The organism is Amycolatopsis sp. CA-230715, assembly GCF_018736145.1.
GTDB lineage: Bacteria > Actinomycetota > Actinomycetes > Mycobacteriales > Pseudonocardiaceae > Amycolatopsis.
Genome location: NZ_CP059997.1, coordinates 9,668,835 through 9,684,546 on the forward strand (window position 1 = coordinate 9,668,835; position 15,712 = coordinate 9,684,546).

Consider the following 15,712-nt stretch of genomic DNA (forward strand, 5'->3'; position numbering starts at 1 on the left):
AGGAGCACGGGAATGGCCACACGCCTGTTCATCGACGGCCAGTGGACCGCCGCGCGCGGTGGCGCCATCCCCACCTTCGATCCCGCCACCGGCAAGGTGATCGAGGAGGTGGGTACCGCGTCGGCCGTCGACGTGGACTCCGCCGTCTACGCCGCGAGGCGCGCACTCGACGCACCGGAATGGGCGGGCCTGCTCCCGGTACAGCGCGCCGCGCTCCTGTTCCGGCTCGCGGATCTCGTTGACAAGCACCACGAGGAGCTGGCCGCGCTGGAAACCCGCGACCAGGGCCAGCCGATCGGGGTCTCCCGCCAGGTCAGCGTCACCGGCGCGGCCGAGCACCTTCGCTACTTCGCGGGCTGGGTCACCAAGATCCAGGGCACCACGAACCCCGTCTCGTTTCCCGAGACCCTGCACTACACGCGCCGCGAACCGGTCGGGGTGAACGCGCTCGTGCTGCCGTGGAACTTCCCGCTGATGATCCTGGTCTGGAAGCTCGCGCCCGCGCTCGCGACCGGCAACACCGTGGTGGTCAAACCGAGCGAGGTCACCCCGCTGACCGCGATCCGGCTCGTGGAGCTGGCGGCCGAGGCCGGGATCCCGCCCGGGGTCGTCAACCTTGTCACCGGCGACGGCGAGGTCGGCGCGATGCTGAGCACGCACCCCGACGTCGATCACCTGTCCTACACCGGATCCACCGCGGTCGGGAAGCTCATCACGGCGGCCAGCGCGGAATCCAACCTCAAGCGGCTCACCCTCGAACTCGGGGGGAAGGCACCCAGCGTGATCGCCGCCGACGCCGACATCGACGCCGCGGTCGCCGGGAACCTGGCGGGCGCGACCCTCAACACCGGTCAGGTGTGCGCCGCCTACACGCGGTTCTACGTGGACCGCAAGCGCGAGCAAGAGTTCGTCGACAAGCTCGCCCGCGGGTTGGAGGACCTGCAGATCGGGCCCGGTATCGACGAGGGGACCCAGCTCGGCCCGCTGGTGTCGGCCAAGCACCGCGAACACGTCGACGTACTCGTTTCGATCGGCCGCGAGCAGGGCGCGGAACTCGTCACCGGCGGCACCGCCGTCGACCGCGAGGGCTACTTCTACTCCCCCACCCTCTTCGCCGGGGTCACCGACGAGATGACGATCATGCGCGAAGAGATCTTCGGCCCGGTGCTGGCCGTGACCTCCTACGACGACGGCGACGAGGTGCTGGCGCGCGCCAACGACACCGAGTACGGGCTCGCGGCGACGGTCTGGACGCGGGACATCGGTACGGCACAACGGTTCGCGAACGGGATCAGGGCGGGCGCGGTGTTCGTCAACATGCCGCCGGTGCCGGACATGGCGGCGCCGTGGGGCGGCTACAAGGCGTCCGGCTGGGGCCGCGAAATGGGCCCGTGGGCGATCGACGCCTACACCGAGACCAAGTCCGTCTGGCTGCACTACGGGGCCTAGGACCATGCGGGGTGGAACCGGCCGACCGCGTTCGTGGTGGCCGGGCTCACCGCGCCAGGCGACCGTTGATCGTATATGATTTGTGATATGTTCCGAGCTGACCAGGCAGGAAGTCACGTATGACCACCGATTCCGACGTGCCGCGACGGCCGGGCAAGATCGTCGCGCTGCATCTCAACTACCCCTCGCGGGCGGCGCAGCGCGGGCGCACACCCACGCACCCGTCGTACTTCCTCAAGCCGCCGACCTCGGTCGCGGCGAGCGGGGACGCGCTCGAACGCCCGAAGGGCACCGAGCTGCTCGGGTTCGAGGGCGAGATCGCGCTGATCATCGGGAAGCGCACCCGCCGCGTCAGCCCCGAAAACGGCTGGGCGCACGTCTCCGGGGTGACCGCCGCGAACGACTTCGGCGTCTACGATCTCCGCTACGCCGACCGGGGTTCCAACCTGCGCGCCAAGGGCGGCGACGGGTTCACTCCGCTCGGCCCGTCGGTGCTGCCCGCCCGCGAACTCGACCCCGAAGCGCTGCGCGTGCGCACCTGGGTCAACGGCGAGCTGGCCCAGGAGGACACCACCGCGGGCCTGCTGTTCGGGTTCGGGCGGCTGGTGGCCGATCTTTCCCAGCTCATGACGCTCGAACCGGGTGACGTGATCCTGACCGGGACCCCGGCGGGCGCGTCCGTCGTCCGGCCGGGCGACATCGTGGAGGTCGAGGTCGACGGCAATGGCCACACGACGGGCCGCCTGGTCACCCCGATCGTCGACGGGACCGTCCCGTTCGGACAGTACGGCGCCTTGCCGAGGGTCGACGGGCGGCAGCGCGCGGAGGCTTACGGCACGCCGGCCTTCGAACTGACCGAGGACCTCAAGCGGCGGCTGACCAGCGTCGGCACCGCCACCCTTTCCGCGCAGCTGCGCAAACGCGGCTACAACGACGTTTCCGTCGACGGGCTCGTTTCGACCACACCGGGCGCCAGGCTGGTCGGCCGGGCGCGCACCCTGCGCTACCTGCCCTACCGCGAAGACCTCTTCCGCGCGCACGGCGGCGGATACAACGCGCAGAAGCGCGCGTTCGACTCGCTGGATTCCGGGGACGTGCTGGTGATGGAGGCGCGCGGCGAGCACGGGACCGGGACGGTCGGCGACATCCTCGCCCTGCGCGCCAAGGTGCGCGGCGCGGCGGGGATCGTGACCGACGGCGGCGTCCGCGATGTCGACGCGGTCACCGCGCTGGGCATCCCGACCTACCACTCCGGAGCCCATCCCGCGGTGCTCGGCAGGCGGCACGTGCCGTGGGAGGTCGACGTTTCGATCGCCTGCGGCGGCGCCGCGGTGCAACCGGGCGACGTCGTGGTCGGGGACGCGGACGGCGTGCTGGTGATCCCGCCGCCGCTGGTCGAAGAGGTGGTCGACGCGGCGATCGAGCAGGAGCTGCAGGAGACCTTCATCGCCGAGCAGGTGGCCGCGGGTGAACGGGTCGAAGGCCTGTACCCGATGAACGAAGAGTGGAAGGCGAGGTACGCCGCATGGCTCACGAGGCGGTGAACTCGCACGCGCTGAGCAAGTCCCAGCTCGCCTACCAGTGGATCAAAGCCCGTATCGGCGACGGCACCTTCTCCCCCGGTTACCGCCTGGTGCTCGGGCAGATCGCGCAGGAGCTGGGCGTGAGCGCGGTGCCGGTGCGCGAAGCGATCCGGCTGCTCGAAGCCGAAGGGCTGGTGACCTTCGAGCGCAACGTCGGCGCGCAGGTCGCGATGGTGGACGAAATCGAGTACCAGCACACGATGCAGACCCTCGCGCTCGTCGAAGGGTACGCGACCGCGCTCGCCGTGCCGTTGCCCCCGAAGCGGATCGCCACGGCGAAGAAGCTCAACGCCGAACTGACCGCGTGCCTCGACGACTTCGAACCGAAGCGGTTCACCTCGCTCAACCGCGAGTTCCACTGGGCACTGTTCGACGCCTGCCCGAACCCGCAGGTGCTCGACCTGGTCAACCGCGGCTGGAACCGGCTGAGCGGGCTGCGCACGTCGACGTTCAGCTTCGTGCCCGGCCGCGCGCACGAGTCGGTGCGCGAGCACGAACGCATACTCGCGCTCCTCGAACAGGGTGCGCCCCCGAACGAAGTCGAACAGGCCGTGCGGGAGCACCGGCTGGCCACACTGGACGCTTTCCTCGCGTACCAGGCCGAACGTCACAGCTAGGGAGGGAACCCCATGCGATTCCGGTCGGACCCCCGGTCCGTCAAGGGCTCGATCGCGCCGTTGATGACACCGTTCACCGCCGACGGCGAGCTCGACCGCGCCGGTCTGGTGAACCTGGTGCGCTGGCAGCTTTCCGCGGGCTCGCACGGTATTTCGATCGGCGGCTCCACCGGTGAACCCGGCGCGCAGACCATCGCCGAACGAGCCGAAGCGATCCGGATCGTCGCCGCCGAGGTCGACGACCGCGTCCCGTTCCTGCCCGGTACCGGTTCGGCCAAACTGGACGAGACGCTCGAACTCACCGCGGCCGCGCGGGACGCGGGTGCCGACGCCGCACTGGTGATCACGCCGTACTACGCCCGCCCGACGCAGGAAGCGCTCTACTCCTGGTACCGCACGGTCGCCCTCGAGTTCCCCGACCTGCCGATCGTGGCCTACAACGTGCCGAGCCGGACCGCGGTGGACATCGCGCCGGAGACGGTGGCGCGGCTGTTCCGCGAGCTGGACAACTTCGTCGGCGTCAAAGAGACCACAAAGGACTTCGAGCACTTCTCGCGTGTGCTGCACCTGTGTGGCGAGGACCTGCTCGTGTGGTCCGGCATCGAGCTGCTGTGCCTGCCGCTGCTCGCGCTCGGCGGTGCCGGTTTCGTCAGCGCGACGGCGAACATCGCGCCGGCCGCCTGCGCGGAGATGTACGAGGCGTGGCAGTCGGGAAACCACGCCCGCGCAAGGGAAATCCACTACGGGCTGCACCCGCTGGTGGACCTGCTGTTCGTGGAAACCAACCCCGCGCCCGGGAAGTGGGTGCTCGAACAGCGCGGGCTGATCGGATCCGGTTTCGTGCGGCCGCCGCTGATCACCCCGACCGACACCGGCATCGCCAAGATCAAGGACCTGATGGCCGAGGGCGAACGATTCCTGACGGCCACCGAAGGCTTCACCGTGGAAGGAAAATAGGCGTGGCGAAGCACTACGTACCCGACGGCCTGCCGTCGAAGATCCAGCACTACATCGGCGGCGAACTGGTCGACAGCGTGTCCGGCAAGACCTTCGACGTGCTGGACCCGGTGTCGAACCAGCCCTACGTCACCGCCTCGGCCGGGCTGGCCGAGGACGTCGACCTCGCCGTGGCCGCCGCGCGCAAGGCTTTCGTCGACGGTCCGTGGCCCGGCATGCTCCCCCGCGCGCGTGCCGCGGTGCTCAACAAGATCGCGGACGCCGTCGAAGCACAGGACGCCCGCCTCGCCGAGCTGGAGACCTTCGACACCGGCTTGCCGATCACCCAGGCGCTCGGCCAGGCGCGCCGCGCGGCGGAGAACTTCCGGTTCTTCGCCGATCTCGTCGTGGCGCAGGCCGACGACACCTACCGGGTGCCGGGGCGGCAGATGAACTACGTGCACCGCAAGCCGATCGGGGTGGCCGGGCTCATCACGCCGTGGAACACCCCGTTCATGCTGGAGAGCTGGAAGCTCGCGCCGGCACTGGCTTCGGGCTGCACGGTCGTGCTCAAGCCCGCGGAGTTCACCCCGCTCTCGGCGAGCCTGTGGGCCGAGATCTTCACCGACGCCGGGCTGCCGGAGGGGGTGTTCAACCTCGTCAACGGGTTCGGCGAGGAAGCGGGTGACGCGCTCGTCCGCCATCCCGACGTCCCGCTGATCTCGTTCACCGGCGAGACCACCACCGGCCAGACGATCTTCCGCAACTGCGCGGCGGGGCTCAAGGGCATGTCGATGGAACTGGGCGGCAAGTCGCCCGCCATCGTGTTCGCCGACGCCGATCTCGACGCGGCACTGGATTCGACGCTGTTCGGGGTGTTCTCGCTCAACGGCGAACGCTGCACCGCGGGAAGCCGGATCCTCGTCGAACGCGGGATCTACGACGAGTTCTGCGCGCGCTACGCCGAGCGGGCGCGGAACATCGTGGTCGGTGACCCGCACGACCCGGCGACCGAGGTCGGCGCGCTCGTCCACCCCGAGCACTACGCCAAGGTGATGAGCTACGTCGAGCTCGGCAAGTCCGAGGGACGGCTGCTCGCCGGCGGCGGCCGTCCGTCCGGTTTGGACACCGGGAACTACGTGGCGCCCACGGTGTTCGCCGATGTCCCCCCGGACGCGCGGATCTTCCAGGAGGAGATCTTCGGCCCGGTCGTCGCGATCACCCCGTTCGACACCGAAGCCGAGGCGCTTTCCCTTGCCAACGACGTGAAGTACGGGCTCGCCGCCTACCTCTGGACCGCCGATCTCACCCGCGCGCACACCTTCGCGCAGTCCGTCGAGGCCGGGATGGTCTGGCTCAACTCGCACAACGTGCGCGATCTGCGGACCCCGTTCGGCGGCGTCAAGGCGTCCGGTCTCGGGCACGAGGGCGGCTACCGCTCGCTCGACTTCTACACCGACCAGCAGGCGATCCACGTGTCGCTCGGGCCCGTCCACACCGCCCGTTTCGGGGCCTCACCGAAGGAACAGTCATGACCGCAGCCCCACCGGACGTGCTCCGCTGCGCCTACGCGGAACTGGTCGTCACCGATCTCGCCGCGTCCCGCGCGTTCTATGTGGACGTGCTTGGCCTCGTCGTCACCCGCGAAGACGAAGACGCGATCTACCTGCGCGCGTTCGAGGAGTTCCTGCACCATTCCCTGGTCCTGCGCAAGGGCGAGGTACCCGCGCTGGCGGTGCTGGCCTACCGGGTTCGGTCCGAAGTGGACCTCGACCTCGCCGAGGCCTACTACCGCGAACTGGGGGTGCGCGTCGAACGGCGCCCGGCCGGTGCGACGCGGGGCATCGGGGAGGCCGTGCGGATCGAAGATCCGCTCGGCTTCCCCGTCGAGTTCTTCCACGAAGCCGAGCACGTGGAGCGGTTCACCCAGCGCTACGACGCGCACGGCGCCGGCGCACTGTCCCGGTTGGACCACTTCAACATCGCGACCCCGGACGTGCCCGTGGCGCGGAAGTACTACGAGGGACTGGGATTCCGGGTTTCGGAGGACATCCAGGACGACGAGGGCACGGTCTACGCCGCGTGGATGTTCCGCAAGCCGACCGTGCACGATGTCGCGCTGACCGGCGGCGACGGCCCGCGCCTGCACCACATCGCTTTCGCCACCCACGAACGGCACCAGATCCTGCACATCTGCGATCACCTCGGCGCGCTCCGGCGGTCCGGCATGATCGAACGCGGTCCCGGCCGCCACGGCGTTTCGAACGCCTTCTACCTCTACGTGCGCGACCCGGACGGCCACCGCATCGAGATCTACACGCACGACTACTACACCGGCGACCCGGACAACCCGGTGATCACCTGGGACGTCCACGACAACCAGCGCCGGGACTGGTGGGGAAACCCCGTGGTGCCGAGCTGGTACTCCGACGCCTCGCTCGTCCTCGATCTCGACGGTCAGCCGAAACCGGTCATCGCCCGTGCCGAAGCCCGCGAGGCCGACGTCACCGTCGGCGCGGACGGGTTCGCCTACACCGCGGACCAAGAAGGGTTCAAGCTCGGGCAACAGGTCTGAGCCCTGGCGGGCTAACGCGGTCGCTCCGGCGGCGCCTCGACCGGGGGCGCGAGCATCCACCACCGCGGCGCCCGCAGTGGCCAGCAGGCCCGCTCCACCTCGGGTTCCAGTGCGCGGGGTTCTTCGCGCACCGGCTCGGCTTCGTCCATACGGGATTCCTCGATCGGCGGCCGGGTTTCGCTCGCGGACGCGTGGATTCCCCATCGTGGCACGGAAAGCCGCCCGCACCCGGCGTCTTGACGCCGCTTTGACGGTGTCGCGTGCCTTGTTGACGTCCCACCGCCGTGGCAGGTGTCAACGTCCCGTCAAGTGCGGCGCCGCCCCCGTCAAAGATGCGTCCGCGCTCATCGGAATCCGCCGCCTCCGGGACGACGCTGACGGGAACTCGCGACACGGTGCCCCGTCGCGAGCCCTGCGAGACGGAGGAGTTCGCCGACGATGAGCGATCTCGGGTTCACGGTGGTGCTGATCGGCATGGTCCTGTCACTGGCCATGGTGCTGCGCGTGGCCGAGGCCAGATTACGCCAGCTGGACCGCGCCCGGTCCGGGCGGGCCGCCGCCAGGTCAACCAGGTCCACTGTGGACGGTTAACCCTACTTGCACTTAGTTCAAGTTCTCGCTATCTTCGACTTGAACTAAGTGCAAGTGATCCTGGGGGTTCACCGTGCCTGCTCTCGTCGTGTCCGCGTCCGTTCTGCAGTTCCTGCTGGCCATGACTTTCGCCGTCATCCCGGTCGCCGCGCTGCGCCACGGCGCGGCGGCGCAGCGGGCGGCCGAGGCGGAGGTGACCGGGCAGGGGTTCGCCGCGCGCGTGCTCGCCGAGCACCAGGTCAGGTTCGCCGAAACCGGCAAGGAAGCGCTGTTCCCGTTCGCCCTCGCCGCGCTGCTGACGGCGCTGGGCGCGATGAACCTCGCCGGTATCGGGGTGGGGCGGATCGCGTCCTTCGTCGTCGCGGCGATCCTGATGACCGCCGGCGGTTTCGTCACCGCCGGTCAGGTCTTCGCCGCCCGGTCCGTCGAATCGGCTTTCCGGAAGTCCCGCGACGCGGCCGCGCGAGCCGTCGACGGCCGCGCCGTGGTCGCCGCGGCGGCACGGGAGTTCCCGTACTGGCTCCGCCCGCTGCAGGTCGTCCGCTTCGCGCTGACCACGCTCGGCTCAGTGCTGGTGATCGCCCTGCTGGCGGCCGCGGGAAGCTATTTCGGGTAGCCGCGCTTCCAAACCGTCGAGAACGACGCGAAGACCGAACTCGAAGCTGTCTTCGTCCGGCTCGGTGGCGGGATCGGGCGACGGCAGGGCGCGCTCGCGCAACCTCGGGAACGCTCGTGCGATTTCGCCGATCCGCTCGACGGTCTCGTTCACCCGCGCCTCCGCGTCGGCGCCGTCCCGTCGCAGGCGTGCCCGCCACGCCGACTCGGCCGCTTCGCCCTGTGCGGCGCCGAGCACGAACATGAGCACCGTCGCGGCCGCCTGGTCGGCACCCGGCCCGCGGAAACCGGCGGTTTCGTACACGCCGAGGCAGTGGTCGTCGTAGCGGGCCTTCCCCGGACCGTAGACGAGGTGCGTGCCCATCGCCGACACCAGCCAGAAGTGCCTGCCGACCATTTCGCGCGCACCGGTCGCCAGCGCGGCCGCCGCCGCACGCCAGCCCACCTCGCCCGGATCGGGAAGGGCGATCTCACCCCACACGTGATCGCAGGCGAGCACCACCAGATCGTCCTTGTTCTTCACGTGCCAGTACACCGCGGTGGCCGCGGCACCGAGCCGCGCGCCGAGCCGCCGCATGTTCAAGCCGTCCACGCCCTCGGCGTCGAGCACCGCCACGGCGGCCTCGACGATCTGCTCCCTGGTCAGGGTGTCGCGCGGCATGCTCCCCAGCCTACCTACACTCCACAATGGACTTCGTGGGACCGGTTGTGCCAACCACGCGGCGGAGCGGCGCCCGGCACGGTAGGAAGGCGGGTATGACCGACGATTTCCGCGCGGCGGCGAACAAGATGCTCGAAGACTCGGCGGCCGATCCGTGGGCGTGGCTGACGCCGTCCGTGTACGAGTGCGCACGGCTGGTGTCCGACGCGCCGTGGCTCGGCGGGCACGCGGAGCGCTTGCGGTTCCTGTGCGCCGGGCAGGGCGCCGACGGCGCGTGGGGCCAGGACGGGTTCGCGTTCAACGGCACCCTCAGCGCGACGGAGGCGCTGCTCGCGGTGCTGGCGAGAAACGAACCCGCCGACGACGTGGTGTCGCGCGACCGGGTGCGGGAGATCGCCACGCGCGGGTTGGCGGTGATCCGCGACTGGCTCGCGCCGGGCGGGCGGTACGCCGGCGGCGCGCCGGTCACCATCGGGGTGGAACTGATCGTGCCGATGCTGGTCGACCGGCTCAACGGTCATCTCGACCGAGCCGGGCTCCCCCGGCTGGCGCCACCGGCTGGGTGCGCCATCGACCGGCTCGCGCAGCTGAGGCAGGACGCCGAGGACGGCAAACCGCTGCCGGACGACCTCTGGCACGCATGGGAGATCGCCACCCCGGCCGGACCCCCGTGGCCCGCACCGCACCCGTACGCGGGCTCGGTGAGCTGCTCCCCCGCCGGGACCGCGGGCTGGTTGCGGGAAGCGCCCGCACCGGACAGCCCGGCGGGCCGCTTCCTCGACGGCCTGCAGCGCGACCGCGGCGGCCTGGTCCCGGTCGCGGCACCGATCGACCTGTTCGAACAGGCGTGGATGCTGAACACCTTCGTCTGGCACGGGGTCGGGCACGACTGCCCGGAAATCGTGCTCGACCGCATGGAAGCCGAACTCGGCGAGTACGGCATCGCGGGCGGCAAGGACCTGACCGTGGACGGCGACGACACCGCGGCCGTGCTCAACGCGCTGCTCTGCCACGGTCGCGAGCCGAGCCTCGACGGCCTGATGAAGTACTGGACCGGCGACCACTTCGAGATCTACCCCGGTGAACCGGTCTCCTCGCCCGCGACCAACGGCCACACGATCGGACTGCTCGGCCGGTACGTGGCCGAGCGCCAGGAGGTGCGGGAACGGTTCGAGCCGGTGTTGCGGCGCAACGTGGACTGGCTGCTCGACCAGCAGGACGACAGCGGCAGCTGGACCGACTTCTGGCACTGCTCCCCTTACTACGCAACGGTTTGCGCGGTCGAAGCACTGTCCGTGTACGGCGGCGGGCGCTCGGCGGAAGCGGTCCGCCGTGCCGTCGAGTGGACACTCGAAACGCGCCAGGAGAGCGGCGGCTGGGGCGTCCGCTGGGTGACCGCGGAGGAAACCGCGTACGCCACCCTGATCCTGCGGGCCGGGTCGGGGCCTGGGATCGCCGAGGCGTTCGACGCCGCGGAACCGGTGCTGCGCAACGAAGTCGTCGACGAGACCATCACTCCGCTGTGGCTGGTCAAGGACTTCTTCTCACCGATACGGGTGGTGCGGGCGGCCGTGCTGGCCGCCCGCCACACGATCGCGCGAGCCCGCTGACTTCGCCTCAGCGGGCCCACCGGATCGGCAGGGACTTGAGGCCGTTCTGGAAGTTCGACCGCAGCCGGATCGGGTCGCCCGCAAGCGAAACCTCGCCGAGGAGGTCGAGCACGGCGCCGAACATCGCCCGCAGCTGCACCTTGGCCAAGTGCGCGCCGAGGCAGAAGTGCGGGCCGTGGCCAAAGGTCAGGTGGTCGTTCGGGGTACGGGCGATGTCGAAGGTGTCCGGGTCGGCGAAGACCTCGGGATCGCGGTTCGCCGCGGAGAACCAGACCACCACCTTCTCACCGGCTCTGATGTCCACATCGGACAGCCGGACGTCGGCGGTCGCCGTGCGGCGGAAGTGCATCACCGGCGTCCACCAGCGCAGCATCTCTTCGACCGCCGACGGCAGCAGCGACCGGTCAGCCAGCAGCCGCCGGTACTGCTCGGGGTGCGAGAGCAGCGCCAGCATTCCGCCCGGCAGCCCGTTGCGCAGGGTTTCGTTGCCCGCCACGGAAAACAGCCAGAACAGGTTCTCGAACTCGGCGAGGGAGACACGGCCGCCGTCGTCGCCGACGTGCCGCATCAGGTTGCTCATCACGTCGTGGCCCGGGTGCGAGCGCTTATACTCGCCGAGGGCGTTCGCGTACGCGTAGAGGTCCGGCATCCCGGCGCGCGTCCGCGGGTCCGGCATCGAGCCGTCCGCGCCGGGAGACGGGCGGACAGCGAGCGCGGTCCGCGCCAGGTCGGTCACCGCCGAAGCGGCAGAAGTGTCCACGGTGGCGCTGACCGCGTACTCGGCGTCCTGGTAGCCGATCACGCGGTTGCTCCAGTCGTACATCAGCCGCCGGTCCTGCTCCGGCACCCCGAACACCGCGGCGAGGGTGAGCAGCGGCAGATCGGCGGCGACCTTCGCGAAATCGCACTCGCCTCGTTCGGCGACGGCCGCGATCAGCTCCCACGCTCGCGTCTCGATCTGCTCGGTCAGCTTCGCGACGGCACGCGGCGTGAACGCCTTCGTGAGCAGCCCGCGCAGCCTGCCGTGCTCGGGCGGATCCATGTTGAGCATCATCCGGCGCACGTACGCCAGATCCCCGTCGGTGGCGGGGTCGCGGATCTGCGTCCCGCCGAGCTGCGAGGAGAACACCGCCGGATCGCGCAGCACCCGCCGCACGTCGGCGTGCCGCAGCACGGCCCAGAAGTCGTCGACGCGCGCCACCGGCGACGCGTGCCGCAGCCGCGCCAGCTCGTCGTACGGGACACCCCGCACGTAGGTGTCCGGATCGGTGATCCCCACGGACCGACCCTAGCGGCGCCGGGCCGTCTCGGGCAGGCTCCCCGCATGGACACGCTCACCATGCGCACCCGCGGCGAAGGCGAACCAGCCGTCCTCCTCCTGCACGGCCTCGGCGCGACCGGCGCCGTGTGGGACCGGTTCTCCGGGCTGCTCGACCGGCGCGTCCTGGCGCCCGACCTGCCCGGCCACGGCCAGTCCGCTCCCCTACCGCAGTACAGCTTCGCCACGCTCACCGCGGCCGTAGCGCGGGCGCTGTCCGGCGAGGGCCCAGTGGTCGTCGCCGGGCATTCGCTGGGCGGCGTGCTCGCGCTCGAACTCGCGTCCGGCAAGTACGACGTCGAGGTCGCCGGCGTACTTGCCCTCGGCGTGAAAGTGGAGTGGAGCCAGGACGATCTCGATCGCGCGGCGGCGCTCGCGGCCAAACCCGCACGCGTCTTCGTGACGAGGGAAGACGCCGAACAGGCCTACCTCAAGGTCTCCGGGCTGCTCGGGATCGCACCCGCCGACCCGGACGGGCTCCGCGAAACCGAAGAGGGCTGGCGCCTCGCGATGGACCAGGCCGCGTTCGGCGTCGGCGCACCGGACATGCCGGCGCTGCTCGCCGCGGCACGCTGCCCGGTCGTGCTGGCCGCGGGCGAAACCGACCACATGAGCCGTCCCGAGCAGCTACGCGCCCTCGATCCGGACGCGGTCACCCTCACCGGCCTCGGGCACAACGCCCACGTCGAAGACCCGGCGATCGTCCGCACCCTGCTGGCGCGCTTCGGAGTCTGAGCACTACGCCGCTCTAAGCATCGGGCACGCGAAGCATCGAAAAGGCACGAGCGGTGACGGCGGCGGCCTGCCGCTGGAGGGTCGAGGACGCGGCGCCACGAAGGACGTGGTCGCGGCACGTGCGGATCACTTCCCGGTGCAGGGCAACCAGTTGCGCGGCCAGCAGGCGCGGGGTCGGGTCGCCCGGGTGCGGTATCGCCATGGCGTGTTCGAGCGCGTCTTGGTAGCGCTGGTAGAGCTGGGGTTCGTAGGCGCGAAGCGTGGCACTGGCGGCGATCGTGCCGAAGAAGCGCCGCACTCTCTCGTGTCCGCGGGGGTCGAGCAGGTGATCAAGTTCGCCGTCGTGCCATCGACGGAACGCCGCGATGAGCTCCGGCCCCGGCGGCAGGTCCCGCACGGCTTCGGCCAAGCGGGCGACGAGGTCGTCGGCGAGGTCGAAGAACAGCGCCTCCTTGCTCCGGAAGTAGTTGAACACGGTGCCGACGGCGACATCCGCGGCGTCCGCGATCTCGGCGATGGTCACCGCTTCGAAACCCCGCTCCCCGAACAGGCGCGCGGCCTCTTCGGCGATGGCCTTGCGGGTCTGGTTCTTCTTGCGCTCACGACGGCCCGGCTCCACCCCGGCAGCCTATCGCCCATCTGAACCATTGCAAATTTGTAGTCGTTCATGTTTATCCTCGGTCATGACCGAGGTGGTTTCCCTGCGCGTGTTCCGCACCGCGTCCGTCCGCGAAAACGGGCTGCCGATCACCGTCTGCCTGCTCGAACTCCGCGACGGGAGCCACGTCCTCGTCGACACCGGCTGTCCCGCGTCGATGATCGACGACCCCGCGGCCCCGTTCCTGGTGACCGAGGAATCGCACGTGCTCGGCAGGCTCCGCCAGGAAGGCCTGAGCGCGGCCGACATCGCGACCGTCGTCGTGACGCATTTCGATCCCGACCACGCCGGGGCGAACGACGCCTTCCCCGGCGCGGAGTTCGTGGTGCAGCGCGAGCAGTACGACCACGCGTGCGGGTCCGGACTCCTGCGCTACGAATGGCTCCGGGCGCAGTGGGACGGGCTGCGCTACCGGCTCGTGGACGGCGACACCACCCTCGTGCCCGGTGTCGACCTCGTGGCGAGCGGTGGTCACGTACCCGGCCACCAGTCCGTGCTCGTCCGGCTGCCCGAGACCGGGCCGGTGCTCATCGCGGGCGACGCCTGGCTCGCCGGCTCTGACCCGGACACCAGGGAGATCTCGTCGTTCGACCACGACGAGCGGGCCACGCGAGCGAGCCAGCGGGCGCTGATGGACCTGGCGGACCGGGAGCGGGTGGCGATGGTCGTCTACAGCCACGATCCCGCACAGTGGACAGCATTGCGCCCGGCGCCGTTCGCCTACCGCTGAGCGGTTCCGGAATTCGCCGTCGGTGATGCTGGCGCCGAGCGGGTCGCACTGTCCATAGTTGGACGGGCGGACCGGCCAATCACCGCTGACCGGCCGGCCCGCGAATGGTGTCCGCCGCGACGGCGGACCCGGTCGACGAAGGGAAACCGATGTCGCTCAGTTTTCACGGTTGCGCATGGGGGCACCCCCTCTCCAACGCCGTGACCTGGTGCGACGGCGTGCGGGTCGCCGCGCACGCCGGCTCCGGTGAGCCGGTGCGGTGAGTATGGGCAGCGGTGATCGACAGCCGGCCAGACGGGGCGGTCTTCGTGACGCGATCGTCGCTCCGGCCCGGTGGGCGCTGTGGTCGCAGGGGACGCGCGCGATCGCCTACTGCCTGGTTTCCGAACTCGTGATGCTCGCGGCGACGGTTCCGCTGCTGCACGCCGCCCCGCCGCTGCGCACCGATCTTGCGGTCTTCGGCGCACTGGCGGCGCTCGGCATCGGCCAAGCCGAGACGGGCATGCAGGTCGAGCGGCTCCGCCGCCGGGTCGGCAACGTGCCGCACATCAACATGACCTCGGTCTGGACCTTCGCCGGGGTGCTGCTGCTCCCGCCGGTGCTGACCGCCGCGCTGACGATCGTGCTCTACACCCACCTCGGGGTGCGGTGCTGGTACCGCATGCACCGGGTACCGCCGTTCCGCGCGATCAGCAACGCGACCGTCATCGTGCTCACCTGCTACCTGACCTGGTGGCTGCTCACCTCGGCCGGGTTCACCGGAATGCGCGCGCTGCTGGACGGCGGCTGGGCCGGGATCGGCGTGCTCAGCGCCGCCGTCGTGGTGTACTTCGCCATCAACGCGCTGCTGGTGCTGCCCGCGCGCAAGCGGATCGGCCGCACCCCGCGCGAGCTGTTCGGGGACTGGGCGGACAACGGGCTCGAACTCGCCACCCTGTGCCTCGGCGCGCTCAACGCGCTCGCGATCACGATCCACCCCGCGCTCAGCCTGCTGGTGGTGCCGCCGCTCGTGCTCCTGCACCGCACGGTGCTGATCAAGCAACTCGAATCCGCCGCGTCCCGCGACGACAAGACCGGGTTGTTCAACGCCTCCGGCTGGACCGCCCTCGCCGAACGCGAGCTGGCGCGGGCGCAGAGCCGCGAAACGACGTTCGGTCTGCTGATGATCGACCTGGACTTCTTCAAGCGGGTCAACGACACCTACGGCCATTCCGCTGGCGACCGCGTGCTCCGCGCCGTCGGCGCGGCGATCACCGCGCACGTGCGGGACCACAACGACGCCGTCGGCCGCTACGGCGGCGAGGAGTTCCTCGTGCTGCTCCCCGGGATCGGCGATGCCGGGATCACCGGTATCGCCGAACGCATCCGCACCGCGATCAACGACCTCACCGTCGCCATCGGCGAAGACGGCGCGGCGGTCGAGATCACCGGACTCTCCGCGTCCATCGGCACGGCGACCTACCCGAACGCGGGCACCGGCCTCCAGCGCCTGCTCGACGCCGCCGACATGGCCTGCTACCGAGCCAAGAACGCCGGACGCAACCGAATCGCGTAGTTTTCTATCGGTCGGCAAAATTTGCGCTGCCAGGGCGCGGCTCCCGGCTTGACCCGCCGGTTTGTCGCGGGGTGCGCCC

Annotated in this window: 16 protein-coding genes; 12 read left to right on the forward strand and 4 right to left on the reverse strand. The window is 70.3% G+C overall.

Annotated features, from left to right (window positions below; all coding sequences use genetic code 11):
• Positions 1-12: 12 nt before the first annotated feature.
• The 6 genes from HUW46_RS44635 (at position 13) to hpaD (ending at position 7,160) form a co-directional block, all read left to right on the forward strand.
• The gene (locus HUW46_RS44635; RefSeq protein WP_215544674.1) at positions 13-1,449 is read left to right on the forward strand and encodes an aldehyde dehydrogenase family protein; all 1,437 of its coding nucleotides are present in this window, start codon (positions 13-15) and stop codon (positions 1,447-1,449) included.
• A 119-nt stretch (positions 1,450-1,568) separates the two neighbouring features.
• Positions 1,569-2,993 (forward strand): fumarylacetoacetate hydrolase family protein, encoded by a 1,425-nt coding sequence (locus HUW46_RS44640; RefSeq protein WP_215544675.1) that lies wholly within the window; start codon positions 1,569-1,571, stop codon positions 2,991-2,993.
• Complete coding sequence (locus HUW46_RS44645; RefSeq protein ID WP_215544676.1) at positions 2,975-3,649, forward strand: GntR family transcriptional regulator; 675 nt, start codon at positions 2,975-2,977, stop codon at positions 3,647-3,649. Before HUW46_RS44640 ends, HUW46_RS44645 begins: the two co-directional genes overlap by 19 nt.
• Before the next feature lie 12 nt (positions 3,650-3,661).
• Positions 3,662-4,606, forward strand: coding sequence for a 4-hydroxy-tetrahydrodipicolinate synthase (gene dapA, locus HUW46_RS44650; RefSeq protein ID WP_215544677.1), 945 nt, complete (start codon positions 3,662-3,664; stop codon positions 4,604-4,606).
• A 2-nt stretch (positions 4,607-4,608) separates the two neighbouring features.
• On the forward strand, positions 4,609-6,120 hold the full coding sequence (gene hpaE, locus HUW46_RS44655; RefSeq protein WP_215544678.1) for a 5-carboxymethyl-2-hydroxymuconate semialdehyde dehydrogenase: 1,512 nt from the start codon (positions 4,609-4,611) through the stop codon (positions 6,118-6,120).
• The gene (gene hpaD / locus HUW46_RS44660; protein ID WP_215544679.1) at positions 6,117-7,160 is read left to right on the forward strand and encodes a 3,4-dihydroxyphenylacetate 2,3-dioxygenase; all 1,044 of its coding nucleotides are present in this window, start codon (positions 6,117-6,119) and stop codon (positions 7,158-7,160) included. The genes hpaE and hpaD overlap by 4 nt, the downstream gene beginning before the upstream one ends.
• Positions 7,161-7,171: 11 nt before the next feature.
• Here the strand turns inward: hpaD and HUW46_RS44665 are convergent, their stop codons facing one another.
• A complete protein-coding gene (locus HUW46_RS44665) occupies positions 7,172-7,309 on the reverse strand; it encodes a hypothetical protein (protein WP_215544680.1) in 138 nt (45 codons plus the stop codon).
• 289 nt (positions 7,310-7,598) lie between these two features.
• Here HUW46_RS44665 and HUW46_RS44670 point away from each other — a divergent pair, with 289 nt between their 5' ends.
• Entirely contained in the window at positions 7,599-7,751 is a 153-nt protein-coding gene (locus HUW46_RS44670) for a hypothetical protein (protein WP_215544681.1), read from the forward strand.
• Positions 7,752-7,824: 73 nt separating this feature from the next.
• Entirely contained in the window at positions 7,825-8,367 is a 543-nt protein-coding gene (locus tag HUW46_RS44675) for a hypothetical protein (RefSeq protein WP_215544682.1), read from the forward strand.
• On the opposite strand, the gene HUW46_RS44680 is transcribed toward HUW46_RS44675, so the two are convergent.
• Positions 8,317-9,027: a TetR/AcrR family transcriptional regulator C-terminal domain-containing protein gene (locus HUW46_RS44680; protein ID WP_215544683.1), complete on the reverse strand. Its 711-nt coding sequence runs from the start codon at positions 9,025-9,027 to the stop codon at positions 8,317-8,319. The genes HUW46_RS44675 and HUW46_RS44680 overlap by 51 nt on opposite strands.
• A 95-nt stretch (positions 9,028-9,122) precedes the next feature.
• Between HUW46_RS44680 and HUW46_RS44685 the strand changes: the two genes are divergently transcribed.
• Positions 9,123-10,637 carry a prenyltransferase/squalene oxidase repeat-containing protein gene (locus HUW46_RS44685; protein WP_215544684.1) on the forward strand — a complete coding sequence of 505 codons (1,515 nt, stop codon included), beginning with the start codon at positions 9,123-9,125 and terminating at the stop codon, positions 10,635-10,637.
• A 7-nt stretch (positions 10,638-10,644) separates the two neighbouring features.
• On the opposite strand, the gene HUW46_RS44690 is transcribed toward HUW46_RS44685, so the two are convergent.
• Entirely contained in the window at positions 10,645-11,916 is a 1,272-nt protein-coding gene (locus HUW46_RS44690) for a cytochrome P450 (protein WP_215544685.1), read from the reverse strand.
• 45 nt (positions 11,917-11,961) lie between these two features.
• On the opposite strand from HUW46_RS44690, the gene HUW46_RS44695 reads away from it, so the two are divergent.
• Complete coding sequence (locus HUW46_RS44695; RefSeq protein WP_215544686.1) at positions 11,962-12,690, forward strand: alpha/beta fold hydrolase; 729 nt, start codon at positions 11,962-11,964, stop codon at positions 12,688-12,690.
• A gap of 13 nt (positions 12,691-12,703) precedes the next feature.
• Here HUW46_RS44695 and HUW46_RS44700 read toward each other — a convergent pair whose 3' ends face one another.
• On the reverse strand, positions 12,704-13,309 hold the full coding sequence (locus HUW46_RS44700; protein WP_215544687.1) for a TetR/AcrR family transcriptional regulator: 606 nt from the start codon (positions 13,307-13,309) through the stop codon (positions 12,704-12,706).
• Between the two features lie 64 nt (positions 13,310-13,373).
• Between HUW46_RS44700 and HUW46_RS44705 the strand changes: the two genes are divergently transcribed.
• Positions 13,374-14,078 (forward strand): N-acyl homoserine lactonase family protein, encoded by a 705-nt coding sequence (locus tag HUW46_RS44705; RefSeq protein ID WP_215544688.1) that lies wholly within the window; start codon positions 13,374-13,376, stop codon positions 14,076-14,078.
• 265 nt (positions 14,079-14,343) lie between these two features.
• Complete coding sequence (locus HUW46_RS44710; RefSeq protein WP_215544689.1) at positions 14,344-15,633, forward strand: GGDEF domain-containing protein; 1,290 nt, start codon at positions 14,344-14,346, stop codon at positions 15,631-15,633.
• Positions 15,634-15,712 lie beyond the last annotated feature (79 nt).